Source organism: Pedobacter alluvionis, assembly GCF_003664035.1.
Classification (GTDB): domain Bacteria; phylum Bacteroidota; class Bacteroidia; order Sphingobacteriales; family Sphingobacteriaceae; genus Pedobacter; species Pedobacter alluvionis.
In genome coordinates this window covers 1,084,116-1,109,706 of record NZ_RCCK01000011.1, presented here as the reverse complement: position 1 = coordinate 1,109,706, position 25,591 = coordinate 1,084,116, and the positions used below count along the sequence as shown (strand labels likewise).

Annotated in this window: 22 protein-coding genes and 1 riboswitch; of the genes, 13 read left to right on the top strand and 9 right to left on the bottom strand. The window is 38.9% G+C overall.

Features of this window, described 5'->3' with window-relative positions; translation table 11 throughout:
* Positions 1–124: 124 nt before the first annotated feature.
* A complete protein-coding gene (locus BCL90_RS12570; RefSeq protein WP_121284309.1) occupies positions 125–634 on the top strand; it encodes a GNAT family N-acetyltransferase in 510 nt (169 codons plus the stop codon).
* 216 nt (positions 635–850) lie between these two features.
* Here BCL90_RS12570 and BCL90_RS12565 read toward each other — a convergent pair whose 3' ends face one another.
* From BCL90_RS12565 to BCL90_RS12550, 4 genes are all read right to left on the bottom strand, one after another.
* On the bottom strand, positions 851–1,357 hold the full coding sequence (locus BCL90_RS12565; RefSeq protein ID WP_121284308.1) for a GNAT family N-acetyltransferase: 507 nt from the start codon (positions 1,355–1,357) through the stop codon (positions 851–853).
* 111 nt (positions 1,358–1,468) lie between these two features.
* On the bottom strand, positions 1,469–2,065 hold the full coding sequence (locus BCL90_RS12560; RefSeq protein WP_121284307.1) for a short chain dehydrogenase: 597 nt from the start codon (positions 2,063–2,065) through the stop codon (positions 1,469–1,471).
* A 74-nt stretch (positions 2,066–2,139) separates the two neighbouring features.
* Positions 2,140–3,270, bottom strand: coding sequence for a histidine decarboxylase (locus tag BCL90_RS12555; protein WP_121284306.1), 1,131 nt, complete (start codon positions 3,268–3,270; stop codon positions 2,140–2,142).
* A 153-nt stretch (positions 3,271–3,423) separates the two neighbouring features.
* Entirely contained in the window at positions 3,424–5,031 is a 1,608-nt protein-coding gene (locus tag BCL90_RS12550) for a S41 family peptidase (RefSeq protein ID WP_121284305.1), read from the bottom strand.
* 189 nt (positions 5,032–5,220) lie between these two features.
* On the opposite strand from BCL90_RS12550, the gene murQ reads away from it, so the two are divergent.
* The 7 genes from murQ (at position 5,221) to BCL90_RS12515 (ending at position 13,677) form a co-directional block, all read left to right on the top strand.
* On the top strand, positions 5,221–6,024 hold the full coding sequence (gene murQ, locus BCL90_RS12545) for an N-acetylmuramic acid 6-phosphate etherase (RefSeq protein WP_121284304.1): 804 nt from the start codon (positions 5,221–5,223) through the stop codon (positions 6,022–6,024).
* A gap of 112 nt (positions 6,025–6,136) precedes the next feature.
* Positions 6,137–6,703 carry a hypothetical protein gene (locus tag BCL90_RS12540; RefSeq protein ID WP_121284303.1) on the top strand — a complete coding sequence of 189 codons (567 nt, stop codon included), beginning with the start codon at positions 6,137–6,139 and terminating at the stop codon, positions 6,701–6,703.
* A 38-nt stretch (positions 6,704–6,741) separates the two neighbouring features.
* Positions 6,742–7,497, top strand: a complete 756-nt coding sequence (locus BCL90_RS12535) for a Bax inhibitor-1/YccA family protein (RefSeq protein ID WP_121284302.1) — start codon at positions 6,742–6,744, stop codon at positions 7,495–7,497.
* 113 nt (positions 7,498–7,610) lie between these two features.
* Positions 7,611–7,715: riboswitch (SAM riboswitch) on the top strand.
* Between the two features lie 165 nt (positions 7,716–7,880).
* Positions 7,881–11,597, top strand: coding sequence for a methionine synthase (metH, locus tag BCL90_RS12530; protein ID WP_121284301.1), 3,717 nt, complete (start codon positions 7,881–7,883; stop codon positions 11,595–11,597).
* A gap of 159 nt (positions 11,598–11,756) precedes the next feature.
* A complete protein-coding gene (gene metF, locus BCL90_RS12525) occupies positions 11,757–12,710 on the top strand; it encodes a methylenetetrahydrofolate reductase [NAD(P)H] (protein WP_121284300.1) in 954 nt (317 codons plus the stop codon).
* 171 nt (positions 12,711–12,881) lie between these two features.
* Positions 12,882–13,184 (top strand): hypothetical protein, encoded by a 303-nt coding sequence (locus tag BCL90_RS12520; RefSeq protein ID WP_121284299.1) that lies wholly within the window; start codon positions 12,882–12,884, stop codon positions 13,182–13,184.
* Between the two features lie 76 nt (positions 13,185–13,260).
* Positions 13,261–13,677, top strand: a complete 417-nt coding sequence (locus BCL90_RS12515) for a tail fiber domain-containing protein (protein ID WP_121284298.1) — start codon at positions 13,261–13,263, stop codon at positions 13,675–13,677.
* A gap of 219 nt (positions 13,678–13,896) precedes the next feature.
* Here the strand turns inward: BCL90_RS12515 and BCL90_RS12510 are convergent, their stop codons facing one another.
* Positions 13,897–14,439, bottom strand: coding sequence for an REP-associated tyrosine transposase (locus BCL90_RS12510; protein WP_121284297.1), 543 nt, complete (start codon positions 14,437–14,439; stop codon positions 13,897–13,899).
* 428 nt (positions 14,440–14,867) lie between these two features.
* Between BCL90_RS12510 and BCL90_RS12505 the strand changes: the two genes are divergently transcribed.
* Complete coding sequence (locus BCL90_RS12505; RefSeq protein ID WP_121284296.1) at positions 14,868–15,227, top strand: hypothetical protein; 360 nt, start codon at positions 14,868–14,870, stop codon at positions 15,225–15,227.
* 227 nt (positions 15,228–15,454) lie between these two features.
* Here BCL90_RS12505 and thrC read toward each other — a convergent pair whose 3' ends face one another.
* The 4 genes from thrC to thrA form a co-directional block, all read right to left on the bottom strand.
* A complete protein-coding gene (gene thrC / locus BCL90_RS12500; RefSeq protein ID WP_121284295.1) occupies positions 15,455–16,768 on the bottom strand; it encodes a threonine synthase in 1,314 nt (437 codons plus the stop codon).
* A 79-nt stretch (positions 16,769–16,847) separates the two neighbouring features.
* A complete protein-coding gene (locus BCL90_RS12495; RefSeq protein ID WP_121284294.1) occupies positions 16,848–17,780 on the bottom strand; it encodes a homoserine kinase in 933 nt (310 codons plus the stop codon).
* Positions 17,781–17,801: 21 nt separating this feature from the next.
* The gene (locus BCL90_RS12490) at positions 17,802–18,254 is read right to left on the bottom strand and encodes a DinB family protein (protein ID WP_121284293.1); all 453 of its coding nucleotides are present in this window, start codon (positions 18,252–18,254) and stop codon (positions 17,802–17,804) included.
* A gap of 4 nt (positions 18,255–18,258) precedes the next feature.
* Positions 18,259–20,712, bottom strand: a complete 2,454-nt coding sequence (thrA, locus tag BCL90_RS12485) for a bifunctional aspartate kinase/homoserine dehydrogenase I (RefSeq protein WP_121284292.1) — start codon at positions 20,710–20,712, stop codon at positions 18,259–18,261.
* Between the two features lie 936 nt (positions 20,713–21,648).
* Between thrA and pckA the strand changes: the two genes are divergently transcribed.
* From pckA to BCL90_RS12460, 4 genes are all read left to right on the top strand, one after another.
* Complete coding sequence (gene pckA, locus BCL90_RS12475) at positions 21,649–23,244, top strand: phosphoenolpyruvate carboxykinase (ATP) (RefSeq protein WP_121284290.1); 1,596 nt, start codon at positions 21,649–21,651, stop codon at positions 23,242–23,244.
* A 298-nt stretch (positions 23,245–23,542) separates the two neighbouring features.
* On the top strand, positions 23,543–24,373 hold the full coding sequence (locus BCL90_RS12470; RefSeq protein ID WP_121284289.1) for a MotA/TolQ/ExbB proton channel family protein: 831 nt from the start codon (positions 23,543–23,545) through the stop codon (positions 24,371–24,373).
* A gap of 78 nt (positions 24,374–24,451) precedes the next feature.
* Positions 24,452–25,066, top strand: coding sequence for a biopolymer transporter ExbD (locus BCL90_RS12465; RefSeq protein WP_121284288.1), 615 nt, complete (start codon positions 24,452–24,454; stop codon positions 25,064–25,066).
* Positions 25,067–25,069: 3 nt separating this feature from the next.
* On the top strand, positions 25,070–25,576 hold the full coding sequence (locus tag BCL90_RS12460) for an ExbD/TolR family protein (protein WP_121284287.1): 507 nt from the start codon (positions 25,070–25,072) through the stop codon (positions 25,574–25,576).
* The last annotated feature ends 15 nt before the right edge of the window (positions 25,577–25,591 follow it).

Sequence of the window (25,591 nt, the reverse complement as noted above, 5' to 3'; positions counted from 1 at the left end):
GTTCGTCGGGATTTGTAATCTCGTCGCACTGTTCTGTGGATTTGCAATCCACAAAAGGCTAATGCTAAACATGGGATTGCAAATCCCTTACTAACGAGATAAAATTTACCCCTACCTTTGCTTCATGCAATTACAAGTACAAAACAGCCAGTCAGCTGATATCGACACCATTTTCGAGTTTTACGATATGGCTATAGCTTATCAAAAGAAAGTGTTTAACAAGCACTGGCAGGGCTTTAGCAGAGAAATGGTGCAAACCGAAATTGATGAAAACCGTCAGTATAAAATTCTTGTAGATGGTGTGGTAGTCTGTGTATTTGCCGTTACATTTAACGATCAGTTAATTTGGGGAGAACGGGATCACGATGCGATTTATATCCACAGGATTGTAACCCATCCCGCATTCAGGGGTTATTCTTTTGTGAGGGAAATTATCAAATGGGCTAAAGTTTTTGCTGCAAAGAACGATATTAAATTTATCAGAATGGACACCTGGGCGGATAATGAAAAACTGCTCGAATATTACACGGGTTGTGGTTTTGATTATGTTGGTGAAGTAACTATGGAAAAAACCGAAGGGTTGCCGAAACACTATGAAGGAATCAGCTTAAGTTTGTTTGAGGTTGTATTGTAAGTGATCTTAATGTTATAGCTATACAGATAGCTCTTTTTATAGTTTGATGTGGTTAAGTGTTAATATTTTACAATGGTCTTCGTTTGTAGCGAGGATGATATACGCGAGGATTATTCCGTGATTTTCCGTGTCTCCGTGGCAAATTAATATAGCTGCAAAAAAAAACTAAACAATGTCTTAGCAGAAGGCTAAGACTAGTGGCATTGGTAGCAAAACTTATTTCAACTCAATTTTCCAGCTTAACATATCATCTACTTCACCAATATGGATAAAGTTGTTTTTTTCTAAAATGGAATAAGAGGCCACATTGTCTTTAGTCGTGGTTGCATAAACCGATTTCACTTTAGGTTGCTCCCTGGCCCATTCTATTAATCTGCCAACAGCTTCGGTCATAAAGCCCTTGCTTCTAAATTCCTCATAAGTGCCATAACCTATTTCGATTTCGCCATTTGGATCTGGTTCGCCAACAAAACAAATATCACCGACCATCCGATGGTCGGGTTTGGATATGATGGTCCATAAAGTATGGTATAGATAATCTTTGTCCTTATCAAAAACGTTAGGTAAAATTGTTTGTTCCAAAGCCTCTTGAAGTGAAGGAGAAATGTTTTTTTTGGTTGGTAGAAGGCCAAATTCTTGTTCTAAAGAGTGATCATCTTTAATATATTTTAAAAGCTGATCGTGCGTTAATGGTTTTAAAATGAGGCGTTCGGTTTCTATCATGCTTGAGTTTGTTATATAGACTAATATAAAATTTTGGGCTTTGAATAAGCTAAATTTTACAATAAGCTTTTATTAAAAAAACGTCTTATTTTTTCGAAATACCAAACATTACTAATAAACCTTTATTACCTGACCTGATAAGATGCCCAGTACACTTTTCTCATACGCTTTAACCACTTTCTCCATGCTAACAGGAATTTCCCCGGGAAAAGAATCGAAATATGCAGGAGAGTCTTCAACCACGTTAGGGCTAATGGCATTTATACGAACACCATTTTCAAGTTCTGGAGCTGCAGCCAAAACAAATGCATTTAAACCTCCATTTACGGTGCTCAATGCTGATCCTGCAGCAACCGGATTTTCGGCTAATATCCCGGAAGTTAATGTAAATGAACCGCCTTTATTAATGTAACGCTGACCGATAAGCACCAGGTTAATTTGTCCCAATAATTTATCCAGTAAACCACGCTTAAATACTTCACCCGTCATCTGATTTAGAGGTGCAAAGTGAGCTTTACCGCTCGTACTGATCAGGGCATCGAAAGCGCCAATCTGCTCAAACATATTTTTAATCGATGTTTCATTGGTAATGTCAACCTGGATATCACCCTTGGTATTTCCTACGCGGATGATCTCGTGTTTTTGCGCAAAAGCTTCGGTTACCTTTTTGCCCAGTGTGCCTGTTGCGCCTACAATTATTATTTTCATTTAAAACCCTTTAATGTATGAGTATCATTAATATCGTTTTAAACATCAGAGGTTATCGAAATGTTTGTATATCGTCAATCCTGTAATACCATTTCGGCTTCAAGGTCAGCAATTAATTGATCGATATGCGATTGCATTACGTTAGGCATGCAGATGATGTGCGAATTTCCCTGTTCTGCTGCCAGCTGCCATTTTTTACAGATTGTTGCAGATGGAGTAGGGAAGTTTACAGTGATGGCACTTGGATTTCGCCACGCCGTAATACCAATCTCTTTAAGTCTGTTTTCCGCATAAGCTGCAGTTGCTAAACTGTGCATGGCCCTGCTCTTTAAGCCTGCTATCCCCAAACGTTTAATGGTGTGCCATAAAAATAGAGGGCTATGACCATTTCTGGATCCGGTAATGGTGGTATCAATACTTCCGATGTAAGCCACCGAACGTGCAATCCGATCGCGGTTCGATTTTTTGGCCACCACGACCCCACAAGGCATGGGTGAACCAAAAAACTTATGGCCGCTAATGGCAATGCTGTCTGCCCCATCTTCAAAATCGAATGCTGGTCTTGGCTCAATTAATGCGCTGTAGGTGCCAGAAAGTGCTGCATCAGCATGAATATAATAATGTTGGATAGCCAGTTTTTTTAAGATGGCTTTAATTTTGGCTACATCATCACGTGCTTCGGTCATGGTGGTGCCAATATTGGCCATAATAATAACAGGCATATGGCGGTTCATTCTGATCGTGTGCTCAAGGTCTTCATAATCAATTTCTCCGTTATCTTGTGTCCGGATAACGATGTTTGACATATTGAGTAAATGCAGGTTCTTTTGCACACTATAATGTGTAGCTTCAGAATAATAAACCATTCCTTTTGGATGTAACTCACGGGCAAGGTATAAGCCGTAGAGATTACCCTCTGAGCCACCATTGGTTACATAACCCCACCAGTTATCTGCAGGCGCACGGAAAAGTTCAGCAAAAAACTGGACTACTTCTTTTTCCAACTCACGCGAGCCAACGCCATAGGTGGAAGTGACAAAAGGGTCGCCCAGGTTGTTCATCGGGTATTTTAGGAAATCCGAAAGTGCCTGGTAATCAAAATCTTTCGATACGGGATAACCTAAGAATAACTCGGTTTGTTCCTTAACCTTTTCTAAAAGGTTATTCAATACTTGTTGATCTTCTGCAGTTAATCTTGCTTCCATAAAATGATATAATCCGGAGGCAAAGTTAAATAAACAAAATATAGTGTTATTTATTTCTTTTAAATTGAAATATTATTTTGATTTTAATTATTTTTTCGAAATTTAGAATTTATTTCGAGGGTTGCTTCTGCCTCAAAAACGTATAAAATATGGCTATTGAAGGTTAAGGAGTGCTTGTCTTACTGCATTATCGGTTTGGTTTGCTGCTTTGTAGTAACCCACATCGCCCAAATAATAGCGACAAAGCAAAGCTTTAAGGTCATTTAAAATCACATTTTTCGAATTGTACAATTGAAAACGATCTATTGTTATGTTTTTGCGTTGAAGAAATCCGATAAAGTCCTTAAAGTCGTTATCGTTTATGGTGAAGATATTGATATTCTGTTCTACAAAACTGGCGCTGTATTTATTGGTCAGTACATTAAATACGTAATCAGAAAGTATTTTCTTGCTCACTAAATTACTGTAAAACTTATTGTAGCCATTTGTATCCAATTTCACAAATATATCTGGCTGGATACCGCCAATTGGTTTAACTTTTTTGTTCGACGGAATATTTACGCCTTCAGTTTTCTCAATAGAATCCTGGAAAGAGGTCCGGTCTCCGGTAAGCTCTCCGTCCGTCATCCGTTCGTCTAATTCATGTTTATAAGCATCGTAGCCTTTCTTATACGATTTTTGGATACTCCGGCCAGATGGGGTATAATATCTTGCAATGGTTAAGTTTAGTGCAGAACCATCGCCAAAAGCAAATTGTTCTTGTACCAAGCCTTTTCCAAAAGAGCGGCGGCCAACAATAATCCCGCGTCCCAAATCCTGGATGGCTCCAGCTACAATTTCACTGGCTGATGCGGTATTTTCATTAATAAGTACAGCGAGTTTGCCGTTTTGAAAGGCCCCTGTACCAGTAGAGAAATAATCGGTACGTGGCTCATGTTTACCCTGTGTATACACAATGAGTTTATTCTCGCCCAGGAACTGATCGGCCAGACCTGTTGCTGCTGTAAAATAACCACCCCCATTATCGCGCAGGTCAAGAATCAGTTTTTTCATGCCCTTTGCTTTCAGGTTATTGGCTGCAGCAGAAAAATCGTTGTCAGTATTGGCGCCAAACTTACTGATCCGAACATAACCAGTTTCGTTATTAATCATATAGGCCGCATCAATACTGCTTACGTTTACTTTACCACGGGTAACCATAATTCGGTTACTTTGTGGCGCTCCCGGGTGTAAAAGCACTACACTCACGCCAGTTCCCGATTTACCTTTAAAACGGCCTGTAAGTTGATCTTTGGGTAGGTTCCGGCCACTTACTACTGCGGTATCAATACTCAGGATCTTATCGCCCAATTTAATTCCCGCCTGGTACGCTGGCCCGTCTTTAACTACACCGGTAACCATCATGGTATCGTTAAGCATGTAATATTCTATGCCTACGCCTTCAAAATTTCCTTCCAGGTTATCGGTCATATCTTGCGCATCCGCTGGCGGCAGGTAAACACTATGCGGATCGAGTTGGTGTAAAACACTATCGATAGGTAAGTTTTGAAGCGAATCGGTATTGATGTCATCAACGTAGTTGCCGTTGATGATGTGTAAGATTTCGTTTAATTTTTCGTCGCTGTTACTGGCTAGTTGAGGACTTTTTTTAACGCCAAAGCCTTGATCTTTAATGAATTTTATGCCCAAAAACATCCCCACTATTAAAATTACAGAATAGCTTACAGCGATCAATATGTTGTTGCGGGTGTTTTTTTTCATTGGCGTTACCGCAAATTTATGAAAATTAGCGGGTTGATATATTTTTTAACTGCATTTTCATGTCTTTTGTTTCTAATATTTAACATTAATTAATGCAATGAAGTGATTGGTTAAAATTTATGTAAGATTTTTTGAATTTATAGCGTAGTTTTTAAAAAGAATTTACCGAATTTTATCAAAATTAAATTTATGAATAGAGTTACCGAGCAAGAATCTAACTATGACCACATTGATCAGATGTCGGTGTTAGAAGTTTTGCAGGGCATTAATAACGAAGATAAAACGGTAGCATTTGCAGTCGAAAAATCTTTGCCTCAAATCGAGAAATTAACATCGGCCATTGCCGGGCGAATGAAAAAAGGTGGTCGTCTTTTTTACATAGGTGCAGGCACAAGTGGTCGTTTAGGTGTTGTAGATGCTTCAGAATGCCCGCCTACTTATGGTGTGCCTTTTGACTGGGTTGTAGGGATTATTGCCGGCGGAGACACAGCGATTAGAAGAGCGGTAGAATTTGCTGAAGATGATGCCGAACAAGCCTGGAAAGATCTTCAGGAATTTGACATTAACGAAAAAGATTGTTTAGTTGGCCTGGCAGCGTCAGGTACTACGCCGTATGTAATCGGTGGATTAAACACGGCACGTAAGCATGGTATTTTAACAGGTTGTATTGTTTGTAATGCAGGCGGACCTATTGCTGCAGAATCGGATTTTCCGGTGGAAGTGGTGGTTGGCCCTGAATTTATTACAGGCTCCACCCGCATGAAATCCGGTACAGCGCAGAAAATGGTATTAAATATGTTAAGCACTACTGTTATGGTTCAGCTGGGGCGCGTAGTTGGCAATAAAATGGTCGATATGCAGTTAACTAACCATAAATTGGTCGATCGAGGTACACAAATGGTTGCCGATGAACTGAATATTGGTTATGATGAAGCCGCTGAGTTGTTAACCCGTTATGGAAGTGTGCGAAAAGCAGTTGAAGCAGGGCACTAATAAATGAGAGAAGGATGGATTGAGTGAATGAAAGAATTAGTGAGTGATAACATGTAAGAGTAGCATTAATCATTCCCTCATTCAAAACTCGCTCATTCAATAATTAAAAATTATGCACGAAATTGAGCCTTATTACCAGTGGAGAGATGATTATATTTCGGCAGAAGATGAGCGTTCGCCATTTTACAATACCGAATATTCGGAACTTTACTTCGATAAGCAGATTTATAACTTTTTACTGCACCCACAATGGGACGAGTTTGGTTCGAATACGTTATACATGAAGGTATTATATGCTGATTATGACCGCAGTTATGCCATTATAGAGTTTATAGGCGAGTGGAATGATGCCATTAACAACGACATTATGCTGATGAAGCGCGATATTTTAGAGCTGATGATGGATGAAGGCATTAATAAGTTTATCCTGATCGGCGAAAATATACTGAATTTCCATGCCTCTGATGATAGTTATTACGAAGAATGGTTTCAGGAAGTAGAAGATGGCTGGATTGTTGGGGTGAATTTTCAGGAACACGTCATCACTGAGTTTCGCGATAATAACATCGATTATTACATTAACTTTGGTGGTGCATTTGATGACTTGCCTTGGCGAACATTAAAACCACTGCAGTTCTTTAAAAAAGTTGAAGAATTGCTGACAAAAAGATTAAACTAAATATTTATTTTTATATAGTTAAATACACAAAATTTAAAATGGAACAACAAAATTATCAATATCAGGACAACAGTGTTTTTGTACAGGAAAAATCTGTTTCTAAAAAATTCTTTGCAAACGTTTTCTTATGGATGTTTGTGGCGTTGAGTTTATCAACTGTAGCAGCTTATTTATTTGGTACCAATGAGCAGTTAATGCAATACCTTTTAAATATTAATCCGGCAACTGGTAAAGTGAGCATGTCGATTTTCGGTTATGTAGCGATGTTTGCACCACTCGGATTGGTTTTATTAATGGGATTCGGTTTAAGCAGATTGTCATTGCCAGCATTAATTGGCGTTTTTGTGCTTTATTCATTATTAACTGGAGTGAGTTTAAGTTTTATCTTGTTAACCTATACTTCAGGTTCAGTAGTGAGCTGTTTTGCAGGAGCTGCCGGAATATTTGGAATTATGGCATTTATGGGCTACACCACCAATATCGATCTAAGTAAATTTGGGCCTATTTTAATGGTTGGGGTAATTGGTTTAATAATTGCCAGTGTAATAAATATGTTTGTTCAAAGCGAACACTTCAGTTTGTTTATGGCATTCATTGGTATTGCAATATTTACGGCATTAACGGCTTATGATGTGCAAAAAATCAAAAGAATTGGCGAAGGGATTGAAGCTAGCGGTGAACAGGTTCTTCAGATTGAATCTAAAAAAATGGCAATTGTAGCAGCATTGTCTTTATACCTGGATTTCTTAAATATCTTCCTTTTCTTATTGCGCATTTTCGGAAGCAGAAAGTAATCACTAACAGAACAATATTCTTAAGGCCGCGCAGTTTTGCGTGGCCTTTGTAATTTTATTTGGTGCCAAAGCGATAATTTTTGGAATTGATGTTGCTTTGTTGCACTTTTGTATGCTTATTAAGAAAGACGGAGGGATTAGACCCAACGAAGTCTTAGCAACCTGTAACCATACAAGGTGCTAAATTCTATTCTGCAAATAGCGGAAACAGATAAGTTTAGGATTACGATTCACGTACCAACTTTTTAAATAAGCTATTTAAGTATCAGGTATAAAGTATCAAGTATCAATCAAATCTGGTTCGGTACTATGCTTATTATCTGCGGTTAGGACGCATATCAGGAATTTTGATACTTGCTACTAGCCACTTGCTACTATAACAAATGAGCATAAGAGAAGAATTAGAAAAACGTATTTTGGTGATTGACGGTGCAATGGGCACTATGATTCAGCGATATACCTTAACCGAAGAAGATTTTAGAGGGGAGCGATTTAAAAACCATCCCTGTGATGTAAAAGGCAATAATGATTTGCTTAACATCACACGTCCGGATATTATTAAAACAATACACCTGGAGTATCTGGCCGCTGGTGCCGATATTATTGAGACCAATACGTTCAGTACACAGCGTATTTCCATGGCCGATTACCAGATGGAAGACCTTTCTTACGAAATGAGTTTTGAAGGTGCACGCGTGGCAAAAGAAGCTGTAAACGAGTTCATGGCTGCAAATCCAGACCGTAAATGTTTTGTTGCCGGTGCCATTGGCCCAACCAACCGTACCCTTTCCATGTCGCCGAATGTAAACGACCCTGGTTTTAGGGCAGTTTATTTTGATGAGCTGGAAGCAGCTTATTATGAACAGGTGCGCGGTTTGATAGATGGTGGTTCTGATGTATTATTAATCGAAACCATTTTCGATACTTTAAATGCTAAAGTGGCTATTGTAGCCATAAAAAAATACGAAGAGGTAATTGGCCGTAAACTGGAGATCATGATTTCTGGTACCATTACCGATGCTTCCGGTAGAACGCTTTCAGGTCAAACTGCTGAGGCTTTTTTGAACTCTGTAATGCATGCAAAACCATTAAGTATCGGTTTTAACTGTGCTTTGGGGGCTAAAGAAATGCGTCCGCATATTGAAGAGCTTGCTGCAAAAGCAGGCTGTTATGTTTCAGCCTATCCAAATGCGGGTTTACCAAATGAGTTTGGTGCTTACGATGAGCAACCGCACGAAACCGCACATCTGGTTGATGACTTTATTGCCTCTGGTTTTGTGAACATTGTTGGAGGCTGCTGTGGTACCACGCCAGATCATATTGGCTGTATTGCTAAAAATGCCCGAAAAGCTGAGCCCCGTAAAATACCAGTGCTTGAGCCTTATATGCGTTTAAGCGGATTGGAGCCTGTAACCATCACCCCGGATAGTATTTTTGTAAATATTGGAGAAAGAACCAATATTACCGGATCTCCAAAATTCTCCAAACTGATTTTGGGTGGCGATTATGAAGCAGCATTGGCCGTTGCTTTGCAACAGGTTGAAGGCGGTGCACAGGTAATCGACGTAAACATGGATGAAGGGATGCTGGATTCGGAAGCAGCAATGACCAAATTTTTAAACCTCATCGCCTCTGAACCCGATATTGCCAAATTGCCAATCATGGTCGATTCATCCAAATGGTCGGTTATTGAAAATGGTTTAAAATGCCTGCAGGGAAAAGGAATTGTAAACTCTATTTCCTTGAAAGAAGGGGAAGATAAATTCCGCGAAAGCGCCCGCAAAATTATGCAATACGGCGCTGCCGTAGTAGTAATGGCTTTTGATGAGCAGGGACAGGCCGATAATTATGAGCGTAGAAAGGAAATCTGCAAAAGGAGTTATGATATTCTGGTACACGAAATCGGTTTCCCTCCAGAGGATATTATTTTCGATCCAAATATTTTAACCGTTGCAACCGGATTGGAAGAGCATAATAATTATGCTGTCGATTTTATCAATGCCACCCGTTGGATCAAAGAAAACCTGCCTCACGCCAAAGTAAGTGGCGGGGTTTCGAACATCTCATTCTCTTTTAGAGGGAATAATACCGTTCGAGAGGCGATGCACTCTGCATTCCTTTATCATGCCATTCAGGCCGGTTTAGATATGGGTATCGTAAACGCGGGAATGTTAGAGGTTTATCAGGAAATTCCGCCCGAATTGTTAGAGAGGGTAGAAGATGTGCTTTTAAACCGAAGAGACGATGCTACGGAGCGATTGGTAGAATATGCCGATACCGTAAAATCAAAAGGTAAAGAGGTTGTTAAAGACGAAGAGTGGAGAAAAGGTCCTGTTGAAGAAAGGTTATCACATTCACTGGTAAAAGGAATTGTAGAGTACCTAGATGATGACGTGGAAGAAGCCAGGCAAAAATATGCCCGCCCGATTCAGGTAATCGAAGGTCCACTAATGGACGGGATGAACATTGTCGGTGATTTATTTGGTGCAGGAAAAATGTTTTTGCCTCAGGTGGTAAAATCGGCAAGGGTAATGAAAAAGGCGGTAGCCTATCTATTACCGTTTATTGAGCAAGAGAAACTGGATAATCCCGATCAGGATCAGAATTCATCTGCCGGAAGAGTATTAATGGCTACGGTTAAAGGCGATGTGCACGATATTGGTAAAAACATTGTGGGGGTAGTATTGGCTTGTAATAACTTCGAAATTGTAGATATGGGTGTGATGGTTCCGGCGCAGGAAATCATCAAAAAAGCCAAAGAAATAAAAGCTGATATTATTGGTTTAAGTGGTTTAATTACACCATCATTGGATGAAATGGTTCACTTTGCCAAAGAAATGGAACGTGAAGGTTTTACCATTCCCTTGATCATCGGTGGCGCAACTACTTCCAGGATCCATGCTGCAGTAAAAGTAGCGCCAAATTACTCTGGACCAGCTATCCATGTGTTGGATGCTTCCAGAAGTGTTACCGTTTGTAGTACCTTGATGAATCCTGAAACGAGAGATGATTATATTGCAGGCATCAGGGCTGAATATGACAAAGCCCGCGAGGCACATTTAAATAAACGATCTGATAAACGTTTTAAAACTTTAGAAGAAGCACGTACGAATAAATTTAAGATTGATTTTCAACCCAATCTACCTGTTCCGGAATTTACAGGTACAAGGGTTTTCGATAATTATCCCTTAGAAGAACTTGTTCCATATATCGATTGGACACCGTTTTTCCATACCTGGGAGCTCCGCGGAAGTTATCCGAAAATTTTCGATGATAAAAATGTTGGTGATGAAGCAAAGAAACTTTTTGATGATGCACAGACTTTATTAAAACGCATCCTCGATGAGAAACTATTAACAGCAAGAGCTGTAATCGGCTTTTGGCCAGCAAATGCGGTAGGAGACGATATTGTCTTAGAAGTCCGGAGTCCGGAGTCCGAAGTCGCAAGTCTGCCTGTCGACTCTGGACTCAAGACTGAAGACTCAAGACTAATTACGATCCATACCCTTCGCCAGCAGGCCGAAAAAGTAGATGGGCAGCCTTATTATGCTTTGTCTGATTTCATTGCACCGAAAGAAAGTGGTATTCAGGATTATTTTGGTGGTTTTGCTGTAACCGCAGGTATTGGGATTGATGAACTGGTAAATGAGTTCGAGGCCAATTATGATGATTACAACAGTATCATGGCCAAAGCACTGGCCGATCGTTTAGCTGAAGCTTTCGCAGAACGCTTGCATGAACGTGTGCGTAAAGAATACTGGGGATATGCACAGGATGAAAACCTGAGCAATCAGGAATTGATTAAGGAAGAGTACGCAGGTATCCGTCCGGCGCCAGGTTATCCTGCCTGCCCGGAGCATACCGAAAAGGGTACTTTATTCCAGTTACTTGATGCGGAGAATAAAATCGGATTACACTTAACCGAAAGTTATGCCATGTATCCAACAGCGGCAGTAAGCGGGTTTTATTTCGCACATCCCGATTCGAGGTATTTTGGATTGGGAAAAATTACCAAAGATCAGATTGAAGATTACGCCATCAGAAAGAATATGCCAATTGAAGAAGTGGAGCGGTGGTTAAGTCCAAATTTAGCTTATTAATATTATCGATTTGTCATCCTGATCCGATAGCTATCGGATGCAACGAAGGATCTCTAATCGAAGAACATATAATTTTGATGTTTGCAGTCGTCAGAAATAAGAACTGCTACAATGTTAGAGATGCTTCATTAGCATTCAGCATGACAACCAAACCAGGTTATGAAGATTACAGACCATATAAAAAACGCGAAGGGTAAAACCTTATTCTCTTTTGAATTATTGCCGCCTGTTAAAGGGCAAAGCATACAATGGATTTATGATGCGATAGAACCACTATTGGAGTTTAATCCTCCTTTTATTGATGTAACCTCGCTCCGCGAGGATTACATTTATAAAGAACAGGCAAATGGTTTGCTACAAAAGGTATCTTACCGTAAACGTCCCGGTACTATTGCCATCTGTGCAGCCATTATCCATAAATATAAAGTTGATGCCGTTCCGCATCTTATTTGCGGTGGATTTACCAAAGAAGAAACCGAAAATGCATTGATCGATCTACAGTTTTTGGGGATTGATAACGTTTTGGCTTTGCGTGGCGATGCCCGTAAGGCAGATGGGAATTTTGTGCCAACTCCAGGCGGACATTGTTACGCTACTGACCTGATTGAGCACATCAAGAACCATAACGAAGGTAAATTTCTGCATGAAGATGTAGAAACTTTTAAAAGTGATTTTTGTATCGGTGTTGCTGGTTATCCGGAAAAACATTTTGAGGCCCCTAATATGAGCACGGATTTCAAATACCTTAAAAAGAAGGTAGAAGCAGGTGCGGAGTTTATCGTAACGCAAATGTTCTTCGACAACCAGAAATATTTCGATTTTGTAAAGAAATGTAGGGAAAATGATATCAATATTCCAATTATACCAGGCTTAAAGCCCATTAGTACTTTATCGCAATTGAATGTATTGCCTAAAATATTTCATATTGATTTACCTGATGAGTTAACGGATGCACTATCGCACGCTAAAAACAATAATGAGGCAAAAGAAATTGGCACAGAAGCCATGATCAAACAATGTAAAGAACTGATCGATTTTGGGGCTCCGGTGCTTCACTTTTATACGATGGGCCGTCCTGAACAAACCAAAAAGATCGCGAAAGCTATTTTTTAATAAAAGACCACGCAGTTTTCTAAAACTTGCGTGGTCTGATCCAAACCATAATTGGAAGCTAGCCTTGCTCTCGTAAACTTGTGGATAGTATCTGGCCAATATTTCAAATTCTTACAGAACTTTAACCTTAAAATTATTGTTTTAAAGCTGAGCAGCTTTATATTTGCGACAATGAAATTGAATGCTTTTAAATATGTGGTCGTTATCTGTGTTACTTTAGCCTTATTTTTTAAGGTAAGTAATATGATCTTGTATTTAAGCTATTCTACCGATAATGTTGAAGTTTTATCTACAAACGATGACGCGACAGAGAAGGAAGAAAAGAAAGTAGAAACCGAATATGTAGTACAACAGATTGTGTTTCATGAAACGTTATATTTTCCGCTTCAAACTTCAAAAAAGATACTCATTCCTGGTCATTTTTTCCAGTTGGCATACTTCCCTGAAGTTCTAACTCCACCACCCTCCGTATAAACATATTTTGGTGTTTATTTTTTCTGCAATTCCTGTGGAATAAAGAGTCTATTTTAAAATTTCAAAATTAATATATATGAAACGAGCAATTTCATTTGCAGTGTTATTAATCGCTGCTTCTTTAAAAATCAGTGCACAGGAAGTTGTGCAAAATAATGTTAAGCCAGTAGAAAATGCCCTTATTCAGGTGACCAAGTTGCAACCGGTAAGTTTTAATTACGATAAAGCCTGGGCCGAGAAACTAAAGCTATCTGCCAAACCGCAATATGGTTTTGTAGGCGCTGAAGCTAAAAACGCTTTTCCTGAAATTGTTTCTGTACAGGCAAAAAGTTATGCGTCAGGCAAAAATGCATTTAAAAATGCTACCATTACCAAGGTAGATTACGAGAGTTTAGTTCCGCTTTTGGTCGCCAGTATTAAGGAGCAACAGCAACAGATTGAAGCACTTCAGCGGGAGCTGAAAACACTAAAATCACAACAAAGTGCTAAATAATGATGAATCCCGATTAAAATCGGGATTTTTTTATTTCAAGTTGATCCGGATTTGTAATCCGGAATTGTATTTTTCTTTTTAGTTAAGGATTACAAATCCTTAGTTCAAAAGACGGGATTGCAAATCCCGACTAACCATATATTTGTTTTCGGGTGTTGGTCCGGATTTGTAATCCGGACTGATTACCCCAGATTTATAATCTGGCTTATAAATTTCTAATCATAAATAAACAACCTTTAATAATCCTAAACCGCCAGCATAGTTTACAGCCGAACTATAGTTATAATGTTCTGCTTCCAAAACAATTCCCGACTCAATGGGATTATTATGAATGTAATCTAATTTTTGATCTTTAAATTCATTTGAATATAAAGCAATTGAATGGAAGCCATCCTGCCAAAATTTATATTCTTTGTTTTTGATATTGATTCGGGCAGCAAATGAAAACTTATCTAAGAGCCATTCTCTACTTTCATTAATTTCTCCAATCGTTTTTATTATCTTTTTAGAGGTGAATTTTTTAAAATCTCTGATAATGTCCGAAAGTTTGTAATTTTCTTTAGCACTAACAATCATGTGTAAGTGGCTTGGCATTAAACACCATGCATAAATAATTAATCCCTTCTCAGATTGGCAGTATTTCAGGCTTTCAATAATAACTTCCGCAAGTTCTTTACGTGTAAAGGCATCAATCCATCCAACTACTGTTGTAGTAATGAAGTAAATGTCGTTTTGATCAGTTATGGAATATTTGAAAGCCATTATCAGTGCCTATTTACCTGTAAGATAAACATTACAAATCTTTAGTCAAAGTTTGTGTTGGACTGAATTTATAATCTGAACCTAGCGTACTCCAAATTTGTAATCTGGTTAAAGGGTAAGGATTACAAATCCTTAGTTCAAAAGTCGGGATTACAAATCCCGACCAACGCTACTTTATATTACCCTTTAAACCCCTCAAAATCCACACCTAACTGAAGTATAAAAGCAAATAAAACAATTAAGGGCAGCAGTAAACAGTTTAAAATCCAGAAATACAAAATAGCTTTTTCAGTTTTATAGCTGATTCAGGCCGGAGTAATGTTCAGGCCTTTTTTTTATTTTTATAAGTAAAACGATCCTACGTAACGCTTAAATTTTTATTTTTATATAATTAACCAAATATAAATCTACAATTAAAAACAATTATTATGAAAAAGCTTATTCAATTATTCCTGTTTTGTACAGTGCTGGCTGTGTTACCTTTGCAAAATACTAAGGCTGAAAATAATGCCAGTAAATTTTTTAGCATTGGTTTAAATTTAGGTAATGGAACTGGTGATAACGGATCTATTTACCTGTACGGACCTACTCCTGTTAGTGCTTATTTTGGCCCAAGTGGAGGTTCATATGGTCCGTTGACGGCCGGCACCTATACTGTTATTATTTATACTGCAGCACCAGGTTCGCGCACTTTTAGATTTAATGGACAAGCGATTACCACCACTGCGGGGAGTGCGACATTTAATAATGTTAGCATTACTGCTACAGCTTTCGCTTCTGTTAATTAAATAAATATTTTCAAGTTGGTCCGGATTTTTAGTCCGGACCTTTGTGCTATTTGACTTTTTTTGGTTAAGGATTACAAATCCCGACTAACTTTAGAGATAGGTCATAAGTTGGTATGGATTTGTATTTTTATAAATCGTCATCTCGACTGTAGCGCAGAGGAACGGAGAGATCTATCTCTAGACAGATTTCTCGGCTTCGTTGCACTCCGCTCGAAATAACGATCAATCTAATTATTACCCTTTAAACAATAACTTTTAAATCCTTCAAAGTCTGTCGCCAATTGATCTGCATGTGTAGGTTTACTTTCCAAAGCTTTTACCTGTTCAGGGATTTCGATTTTAGCTGCAATATCCGCCGGGAAAATATCCGGGAATTTACAGGCGTGTGCAGTAGATAAGAAAACGGCCGCACTTTCATCTGTTGGGTTTTCGTTTCTGTATTTTTCAATTGCCAAATACGCAATCGCTGTATGCGGACAGGCAACATAATTTAGTTTATTGTCAAGTTCTTTAATGCCTGCTAGTGTTTCATCATCAGTAAAACGGTAAGATGTAACCATATTTTTAATTGCCTTTACATCCTGATTAAACAAGTCCATAATACGTACCCAATTGCTTGGCGCACCAACATCCATCGCATTTGAATAAGTTTGTGTAGATGGTTTCGTTTCATATACGCCACTTTCTAAAAAGCGTGGAACGGTATCATTCACATTGGTAGCCGCGATAAATTGTTTAACAGGTAATCCTAATTTATATGCCAGTAAACCTGCGCCAATATTTCCGAAATTTCCACTTGGTACTGAAAATATAACATCACTTAAACCTTGTTTTTTCAGTTGGGCGTAAGTATTGAAATAATAAAAGGTTTGCGGAATTAATCTCGAAATGTTAATCGAATTGGCCGAAGTCAACCTGAATTTAGCATTGAGTTCATCATCTGCAAAAGCCTGTTTTACCAAAGCCTGGCAATCATCGAAAGTACCTTTAACCTCAACTGCCCTGATATTTTCGCCATTTGTGGTTAACTGCAGTTCTTGTATAGGGCTCACTTTCCCTTCCGGATAAAGGATCGTTACCCTGGTGTTAGGTACGCCAAGGAAACCCAGGGCCACTGCGCCGCCGGTATCACCCGAAGTCGCAACTAATACATCTAGCAGCTGTTCGCCATCTTTCAAAAAATAAGCCATCACACGGCTCATAAAACGGGCACCAAAGTCTTTAAAAGCCAAAGATGGGCCATGGAACAATTCGAGTACAAAGGTTTTATCATCCAATTTTACTGCGGGGGCCTCAAAATTAATTGCATCATCAATTAAAGCCTTCAAATCTTCAGCCGGAATTTCATCTTTTAATAGTGTTGAAGCTACTTTGTAAGCAATTTCCGGTAAAGAATATTTTTCAATATTTTCGATAAAATCGGCATCAAGCTGTGGGATTTCTACTGGCATGTATAAGCCTTTATCTTGCGGCATGCTGTTAAAAACGGCTTCTTTAAAAGAAACGCGTAAATCTTTATTGTTGGTTGAGTATAGTTTCATTGTTTAGAATGGATGAGGTAAGATGGATGATGGAAAATGTGGTTTACATCATCCATCTCCCATCTCCCATTTTACATATTTACATTACTCTAGGTCCTTCCGCATTAACCGGAGAAACAAAAGCTTTGCTGTTAATATTTATTTTATGTAGGTGTTGCTGTTGCGATTTGGTTATTTTTCTGGCTGTTTCTTCGTCTTTGGTCAAGGCGAAAACAGAAGGACCGGAACCTGAGATTCCGAAACCGATAGCACCATTTTCCATCGCCAGTTTTCTCATTTCTTCAAAACCAGGGATCAGGATCGAGCGGGTAGGCTCTACCAGGACATCTTTCATGCTTCTTCCAATTAAGTCGAAATCATTCATAAACAATCCACTTACCAAACCGGCAACGTTTCCCCATTGGGTAACCGCATCCTTTAGGGCAACCTTACTGCGGATCATCTGGCGTGCATCTTTAGTCGGTACATCAACTTCCGGATAAACAATTGCCGCATACATTCCGGCAGGCGTAGGTAAAGAAATTACATCAAGTGGTTCATAACTTCTTACCAGTACAAAACCGCCCAATAATGCAGGGGCAACATTATCTGCATGGCCGTAACCACAGGCAAGTTCTTCGCCTTTCATGGCAAAAGGAACCAGCTCTTTAGCTGTTAATAAGTCGCCCATTAGCTTGTTAATGGCAAATAAACCAGCAACAGTACTGGCTGAACTTGAGCCCAGTCCACTACCAATAGGCATTTTTTTGTGCAGTTCAATTTCTACACCAACATCTAAACGGTTAATATGCTGCAGGTAATGCTGAACACTGGCACTAACTGTATTTTTAGCGGCATCTAAAGGCAGGCGGCCATCATCACCTGTAATTCTTTTGATCACCACTCCGGGTGTGTCGGTAAAACGCATCTCAACTTCATCGCCCGGTTCGTTTACGGCAAAACCCAGTACGTCGAAACCGCACACTACATTTGCAACCGTTGCCGGAGCGAAAACTTTTATACTATTTTTCATTATTAATTGGCTTAGCTCGTGTTAAGCGGTTATTTGGTTTAAATGATATTTTAAATGCACAACATAATCTTCAATAAAATAAGAAAGTGTATGCAGTTCTGTTTTTCCTTTTCCGGTATCGCAGTTATTCTGAAGCTTTTCTTCCGGAATGTTTTCAATTATCCGGCTAATCTGATTATTCAACAACTTCCAAAGCATTTTAACATCGGCGATAGCTGTCTCCTGATACTTTTGATAAAGGACCCATTCATCCTGATGATAAACAATTTTAATGCCTTGCTCATACTGACCAATAATTAACCGACGGATATTATTCGATGCACTATCGGTCAAATGACCTAATAATTCTTTTTTAGACCATTTTGAGGGTTGTGGTTTATCATTCCATGCTTCTTCCGTGATGCTTTCAAAATCAATCATTGCCTGATCAACCAAGCTTTGGATCTCATTTTTATGTGCTAAAACCGGATTCATTGTACTAGTTGTTTAAAGTACCTACGTTAATGATATCGGCAAAAACACCTGCGGCAGTAACTTCAGCGCCGGCACCGGGACCTTTTACCACCAGTGGACGTGATTTGTAGCGGTCTGTTGTGAAAGAGATAATATTATCACTTCCCGATAGCATATAAAAAGGATGGTCATCATCCACCATTTGCAGGCTGATCTCTACATTGCCATCTTCCAGTTTACCGATATAGCGTAAAACCTTTCCCTCATTGGCTGCGGTATTCTTTAGATTTTCGAAATAAGCAGCGTTCGCTTGCAGTTCAGAATAGAAATCCTCTACAGAGTTTGCATTTAAACAGGCTTCAGGTAAAATGTTATCGATTTTCACATCACTGGCTTCCAATGGATAACCCGCATCGCGTGCCAGGATCAACATCTTACGCATAAAATCTTTTCCGTTTAGGTCATCACGTGGATCTGGCTCAGTATAACCCAATTCCTGTGCTTCTTTTACGGTTTCGTAAAAACCAGCTTCACCCTTAAAATTATTGAAGATGTATGAAATAGTTCCTGATAAAATAGCCTCAATCCGGGCAACCTTATCGCCGCTCATCATTAATTCTTTTAGCGTACGTATAATAGGTAAACCAGCACCAACATTGGTTTCATAATAAAAATCGACACCGAATTTACGGGCGGTATCTTTGAATGATTTATATTGGGCATAATCTGCCGAATTTCCTTTTTTATTACAGGTTACTACGGAAATGCTGCTCTCAAAAATGCCCTGATAAAATGCTATCGGCGATTCTGCTGCGGTGTTATCGACAAAAACACAGTTGGGTAAGTTTAAAGCTTTCATTTTAGCAACAAAACCTGCTAAATCTGCCTGTTCACCATTTGCATTCAATTCCGGTTCCCAATTTTCTAACGACAGACCGTCAGAATTGAAAATCATTTTTCTTGTATTGCTAATGCCTGCAACCTTAACCTGTAAGTCGTTATTGGCTGCAAGGAATGGCATTTGCTCTTTCAATTGGTTAAATAAGGTTTTACCAATGTTCCCTGTGCCCAGGCAGAAAACATTTAATGTTCTTTTAAGGTCGGTAAAAAAAGCATCGTGTACTGCATTTACGGCTTTCGATAAATCATCTTTGCTGATAATTACCGAGATGTTATACTCTGAAGAGCCCTGTGCAATAGCCCTAACATTAATACCGTTACGGCCAAGCGCATTAAACAAACGACCGCTCATGCCTGGGGTACGTTTCATGTTTTCACCAACAATGGCCAATACCGCTAAATTATTTTCAACTTCTGGTAGTTCCAGTTTTTTCGCATCTAACTCCAGCTCGAATTCTTTTTTGATCAGGGAAATGGCCTGCGAAGCGTCCGTTGGTTTAACCGCGAAAGTAATGCTATGTTCTGATGAAGATTGGGTAATCAATACCACATTAATCTGCTCGCGCGAAAGCAGTGAGAATAATCTCCCGCTAAAACCTGCCTTACCCACCATGCCACTTCCGGTTAGGTTGATGATACTGATCTGATCGATGGAAGAAATTCCTTTTATAGGTAAGTTTGAAGTTTTTACATCACTTTTAATATAGGTTCCTGCAAAATCCGGTTCGAAAGTATTTTTGATCACAATCGGTATTTTTTTCATAAAAGCAGGGATCATGGTGGGCGGATAAATCACTTTTGCACCAAAATAACTCAGTTCCATTGCTTCAGTATAGCTCAGTTCTGGCAAAGAGAAGGCTTTTTTCACGATCCTCGGATCGGCTGTCATCATACCGTTTACATCCGTCCAGATTTCTATTTCCGTTGCATTTAAGGCTGCTCCCCAAACGGCTGCGGTATAGTCAGACCCACCACGACCTAAGGTTGTTACCCTACCTGCCGCATTACTGGCAATAAAACCGGTTACAAAAAGGACCTTGTCCTTATTTTCCTGGTAAAAATTGTTGATCAGCATTTCAGTCAATTCAGTATCTACTTTCGCCTGACCGAAGTTGCTGTCGGTTTTAATCAGTTCAGAACCGTTTACATAAAGCGCATCGCCAAAATTTTGAGATGCAATATGACTGATCATAAAAGTAGAACAACGTTCGCCATAGCTTAAAATCTGGTCTTTGGTCTGCAAGCTCAGTTCACGCAGATTGGTCACTGCCTGTAGTAGATCTTCCAGTTCGTTAAAAAAGATTTTTAAACGCGTAAACACAGGGTTCTGTGCTGCCGCGGGTAACAGCGAACGGATTACAGCAAAGTGTTTTGCTTCAATTTCTTTTAAATGGGCATCGTAATCTTCACCCCGCTCAGCCATTTCAGCCATGTCGGTAAGCAAATTGGTTACGCCGCTCATTGCCGATAATACAACTACCGGGCTGTTCTTCTTTTTTTCTTCGCCAACCAGGCGTAAGAGGGTTTTAATGTTCTCGGCCGAACCTACGGATGTGCCGCCGAATTTGAGTACTTTCATTAGTTTATATTGGGTTTAACTGTTTGTTGCTGCACCGATCTGTGGTTTAAAATGCTCGTTTGTACAGGTTTCATTCAGCATGGTTTAAAAAAAAAGCGTCCCGATTTTCATCGGGACGCTCTCTGTGTTTTATGTTTTTTCAATTTACAACAAATTAGCCCCGCTGGTTTATACCGGTGGTAATAATAATCGTTGTAATAATCGAAGTATTAAAATTCATCTTGTCTTTGTGTACTTTGTAAACCGTAAAGTAGAAGATTATTTTTTTAAAATGCAAATGTTTTTTCAATTTTATTTCGAAATTTCTATTAAAACGTTTAATTAGATAAAATAGCCGTATTATTCCCCTCCTTTGGAGGGGGTGCCCGCAGGGCGGGGTGGTTAAAGAAGACTATGGCCAATCTCCCTCTTAGGGTTTTGCATAATTGCGGACATTACAACGATGCTTTTTATTAGAAAAGATACTGCAGTAATCCTCTTTCAAGTATAGTCCTGCTAACCGCTTTAGCTCCCGATGGTGGTGCTGTTTTGTTGTGGGTGAGATCGGGAGCTGCCGCTTTTATCAGGTTTAGTTAAATTTGGGTTGTGCTACTATTGAAGTGAGTTGCCTTTCCGGCGTCTAATTATTCCCCTCCTTTGGAGGGGTACCCGTAGGACGGGTGGTAAATTGATGTTTTTACCTAAGAATCTTAACTTAAACTCAATCCCTTATAAGTAGGTGTGTATTCAGAAGAATTCAAATAGTAAAACCATTTACCAAATTTAACTTAGTGTATTTTTTTAATTTTTTTTGCGTTCAAAAATACTTTGTAATATTCTGTAAATAAGCGAATTGAGTCATAGTGTATTTGCTACAATATGTAAAAAATTATGTTTTAAAACTCGTTTTTGTGCAACAGAAGTCTTTACCTTTGCTCCACTAACTAACTTATTGTTATGAGCAAAAAGAAACTGCAAACGCCAGATTTAAACTATTTAAATCTAGGCGAGAACATTGCTGTAAAGTACCAGTTGTCTCCAAAAGAGTTGATTGATGAAGCATTATTAAATAAAGAAGGTACAATGGCGGCATCCGGAGCGCTGGCCATCGATACCGGTAAATTTACCGGACGTTCGCCTAAAGACAGGTTTATCGTGTGCGACGACGTAACCGAAGACCAGGTTTGGTGGGGTGATGTAAACATTAAAATCAGTCCTAAAAAATTTGACCAGTTATTTAATAAGCTGACCAGTTACCTTAGCGACAAAAAAATCTATGTGCGTGATGCTTCGGCATGTGCTGATCCGGATTATGCAATATCCATCCGCGTAATTACTGAAACAGCGTATCAGAATCTTTTTGCTCACAATTTATTCATCCGTCCTGATGAAGATGCTTTAACAGGCAGTCCAGAGTGGACGATTATTGCTGCTCCGGGCTTTCTGGCCAATCCTGCTGTTGATGGAACCCGTCAGGAGAATTTCTCCATCATCAATTTCACTAAAAAAATGATTTTGATCGGTGGAACCGGTTATACGGGCGAAATTAAAAAGGGAATCTTCTCCGTGCTGAATTTCATTCTTCCAGTATATAAGAATACACTTTCCATGCACTGCTCTGCAAATGTGGGAAGAGATGGAGATACTGCCATCTTCTTCGGCTTATCTGGAACGGGTAAAACCACTTTATCTGCCGATCCCGAACGCGGTTTAATCGGAGATGATGAGCATGGCTGGGGTAACGATTCCGTATTCAACTTCGAGGGCGGCTGTTATGCAAAATGTGTTGATTTAACAGAAGAAAAAGAACCTCAGATTTTTAAGGCCATTAAATTTGGCTCGTTATTAGAAAATATCAACTTCTTCCCGGGAACAAAAGATGTTGATTACTCCAATATTGAAAAAACAGAAAATACGCGTGTAGCTTATCCAATAGATTATATTGATAATGCTATCCTGCCCTCTGTTGCCGCAGTGCCGAAAAATATTTTTTTCTTAACTGCTGATGCATTTGGTGTATTGCCTCCAATATCAAAATTAAATGTAGAGCAGGCCATGTTCCACTTTATGAGTGGCTATACAGCAAAGGTAGCAGGAACCGAAACCGGGGTAACAGAACCTCAATTAACGTTTTCGGCTTGCTTCGGAAAAGCTTTTCTTCCATTGCATCCTTCAAAATACGCTGCTTTACTCGGCGAGAAAATGAAAAAGCACCAGGTACACGTTTGGCTGGTAAATACAGGATGGAGTGGGGGAGCTTACGGTGTTGGTAAAAGGATGAAATTAAGTTATACCCGGGCAATGATCAAAGCAGCATTAAACGGGGATTTAAATCACCACCATTATAAACAACATCATGTGTTTAAATTAATGATGCCCCTAATTTGTCCGGGTGTGCCAGATAATATTTTAGACCCCTCTAAAACATGGGATAATCAGGAAGAATATTTTTTAAAAGCTTATCAGCTGGCAGATGCCTTCTCAGAAAATTTTAAGCAGTTTGAACTGATAAAAGTACCAAAAAGCAGACACGAAGCGTTAAAATTATGTTAAATGCACTTTAAAATGCATTTTTTGAACGAAAAATTTGCAATTCGATTTTTTTTTAGTTTTTATTGTGAAAGAATTGCCTCGGCTGGGGCAATTTTTTTGTTATACACCCTGGTGAATTACCGAAACAAAATTCTAAGTAACGATTTAATTGCTTATTGATTTATTAATTTGTAATTTAAAATCAATTTATAAATTTGTTTTTCGCAACAATTTCGGATAAGAAACGTTGAGTGTTGTACAAAAGAAAAAAAACAGCTAAAAATTAAAAACAAGAACTAAAACTAAAATTTCAAAAAAAATGGCAAACGCACCAAAACCAACAACTGTTAAAAAAGAGAGCTCTTCTAGTGCTTCAAATGTATTTGCAACATTCGTTATTCCAATTTGTATTATCATTGGATTCTGTGTTTGGAGATTCGTATTCGGAGAAGGAAGTAACTTTATCGATGGTGACAGAGAGAAATTACCATTACCTGGTAACTATCTTGGAACAGCTTACAAAGGAGGCCCTATCGTAGCAATCTTAGTTGGATTACTATTAGTGGTAATTGTATTCTCTATCGAACGTTTCATCGTTATTGGTAAAGCAAGTGGAAAATCTAGCTTAGATACTTTCATCCGCAAAGTACAAAGTTTATTAAGCGCAGGTAACATCGAGGCTGCAAAAGCTGAGTGTGATAAACAACAAGGTTCAGTTGCTAACGTAATTAAATCTGGTTTGAAAAAATATAGCGAAGTTGAAGCTGATACCAACATGGATGTTGAGCAATCAATCGTTGCTATCCAAAAAGAGGTTGAAGAAGCTACAGCTTTAGAAATGCCAATGTTAGAGCAAAACTTAACCGTAATTGCAACTTTGGTATCAATCGGTACATTGGTAGGTTTATTGGGTACAGTAACAGGTATGATCCGTGCATTCGCCGGTTTAGCAAACTCTGGAGCACCAGATCAGTCAGCGTTAGCGGTAGGTATCTCTGAGGCGTTGATCAATACTGCAACAGGTATCTTGGTATCTACTGTGGCAATTATCATGTACAACATATTAACTTCTAAAATTGACAAGTTAACTTATGCAATCGATGAGGCTGGTTTCAGCATCGTTCAAACATACGCTAGTTCGCATAAATAAGAATTTTGAAAAAATTTTTACCGGCTTTATGGAAAACCGGAAAAAAGATCATCATTATTAAAAACTAGTAAAAATATTATGCCTAGAATTAAAGTTAAAAGAACAAGTACCGTAACAGATATGACAGCCATGTGTGATGTGGCATCATTGTTACTTACTTTCTTCATCTTAACTGCTACAGCAAGGCAACCAGAACCACTAGCCGTTTCTACACCTTCCTCAACGTATGAGTTTAAGGTACCCGTAGAAAACAATGCGATTTTAACCATTGGGCAGGGGAAAGTTTTCTTTGAAGTAGCAGGGGTCAAAGTAAGAGCGAAAACATTAGAACTAATGGGCGAACAGTACAAAATATCGTTCACTCCGTTAGAAATACAACGCTTTTCTTCGATAGGAAGTTTCGGTGTTCCGATTCAGAGTTTAAAATCTCTTATTGCCTTAAATGGTGCTGATCGTATGAAACCAGGGGTTCAACCTGGAATACCTTCAGATTCGACTGACAATCAGTTAAATTCATGGGTGTTAAACGCTCGCAAAGCAACTAAAGAGATTAATAATCAGGATATGCGTATCAGTATTAAAGGTGATGCAAAAGAAGAATATCCGGTAGTTAAAAAGATTATTGATGTACTTCAGAAACAAAGTGTAAACAAGTTTTTATTGGTTACCAACTCTGAAGCTAAAAAGAAATAAGAAATGGCAGAATTAAACACAGGCGGGAAGAAAGCCACCCCAAGGGTTGATATGACTCCGATGGTGGATCTAATGTTTCTTTTGGTAACATTCTTTATCTTAACAACAGTAATCTCTACGCCACAAGCGATGGATATTGCAAAGCCGGATAAAAACGAAAAGGTACCTGAGAACAGATTGGAACTGAAAGCAAGTAAAACGATGACTATTTTGTTAGGTAAAAGCAATAAGGTAGCATGGTACATGGGAGTAGCTGGCGAAAGCGCCCCAACTATCGAATCTGGTTCACAAATCGAAGATGCTATTGTTAAAAATAGAAAAGCAGCTGATGCCTCAGGCGTTGCTGGAGACTTTGTTGTACTGGTAAAACCAACATCAGGTTCTACATTCCAAAACTTTGTAGATATGATGGATGAGTTGGAAATTCTTAAAGTTAAGGTTCGTCAGATCGACGATGATAACATCCTTGACAATGAGAAGCAGTTCATGAAAGAAAAAGGAATTTTATAATCAGTAAAACCAATT

Bases quoted from the DNA above. Each gene is read 5' to 3' on its own strand.
- BCL90_RS12570 (WP_121284309.1), top strand. From the start codon at position 125: ATGCAATTACAAGTACAAAACAGCCAGTCAGCTGATATCGACACCATT.
- BCL90_RS12565 (WP_121284308.1), bottom strand. From the start codon at position 1,357: ATGATAGAAACCGAACGCCTCATTTTAAAACCATTAACGCACGATCAG.
- BCL90_RS12560 (WP_121284307.1), bottom strand. From the start codon at position 2,065: ATGAAAATAATAATTGTAGGCGCAACAGGCACACTGGGCAAAAAGGTA.
- BCL90_RS12555 (WP_121284306.1), bottom strand. From the start codon at position 3,270: ATGGAAGCAAGATTAACTGCAGAAGATCAACAAGTATTGAATAACCTT.
- BCL90_RS12550 (WP_121284305.1), bottom strand. From the start codon at position 5,031: ATGAAAAAAAACACCCGCAACAACATATTGATCGCTGTAAGCTATTCT.
- murQ (WP_121284304.1), top strand. From the start codon at position 5,221: ATGAATAGAGTTACCGAGCAAGAATCTAACTATGACCACATTGATCAG.
- BCL90_RS12540 (WP_121284303.1), top strand. From the start codon at position 6,137: ATGCACGAAATTGAGCCTTATTACCAGTGGAGAGATGATTATATTTCG.
- BCL90_RS12535 (WP_121284302.1), top strand. From the start codon at position 6,742: ATGGAACAACAAAATTATCAATATCAGGACAACAGTGTTTTTGTACAG.
- metH (WP_121284301.1), top strand. From the start codon at position 7,881: ATGAGCATAAGAGAAGAATTAGAAAAACGTATTTTGGTGATTGACGGT.
- metF (WP_121284300.1), top strand. From the start codon at position 11,757: ATGAAGATTACAGACCATATAAAAAACGCGAAGGGTAAAACCTTATTC.
- BCL90_RS12520 (WP_121284299.1), top strand. From the start codon at position 12,882: ATGAAATTGAATGCTTTTAAATATGTGGTCGTTATCTGTGTTACTTTA.
- BCL90_RS12515 (WP_121284298.1), top strand. From the start codon at position 13,261: ATGAAACGAGCAATTTCATTTGCAGTGTTATTAATCGCTGCTTCTTTA.
- BCL90_RS12510 (WP_121284297.1), bottom strand. From the start codon at position 14,439: ATGGCTTTCAAATATTCCATAACTGATCAAAACGACATTTACTTCATT.
- BCL90_RS12505 (WP_121284296.1), top strand. From the start codon at position 14,868: ATGAAAAAGCTTATTCAATTATTCCTGTTTTGTACAGTGCTGGCTGTG.
- thrC (WP_121284295.1), bottom strand. From the start codon at position 16,768: ATGAAACTATACTCAACCAACAATAAAGATTTACGCGTTTCTTTTAAA.
- BCL90_RS12495 (WP_121284294.1), bottom strand. From the start codon at position 17,780: ATGAAAAATAGTATAAAAGTTTTCGCTCCGGCAACGGTTGCAAATGTA.
- BCL90_RS12490 (WP_121284293.1), bottom strand. From the start codon at position 18,254: ATGAATCCGGTTTTAGCACATAAAAATGAGATCCAAAGCTTGGTTGAT.
- thrA (WP_121284292.1), bottom strand. From the start codon at position 20,712: ATGAAAGTACTCAAATTCGGCGGCACATCCGTAGGTTCGGCCGAGAAC.
- pckA (WP_121284290.1), top strand. From the start codon at position 21,649: ATGAGCAAAAAGAAACTGCAAACGCCAGATTTAAACTATTTAAATCTA.
- BCL90_RS12470 (WP_121284289.1), top strand. From the start codon at position 23,543: ATGGCAAACGCACCAAAACCAACAACTGTTAAAAAAGAGAGCTCTTCT.
- BCL90_RS12465 (WP_121284288.1), top strand. From the start codon at position 24,452: ATGCCTAGAATTAAAGTTAAAAGAACAAGTACCGTAACAGATATGACA.
- BCL90_RS12460 (WP_121284287.1), top strand. From the start codon at position 25,070: ATGGCAGAATTAAACACAGGCGGGAAGAAAGCCACCCCAAGGGTTGAT.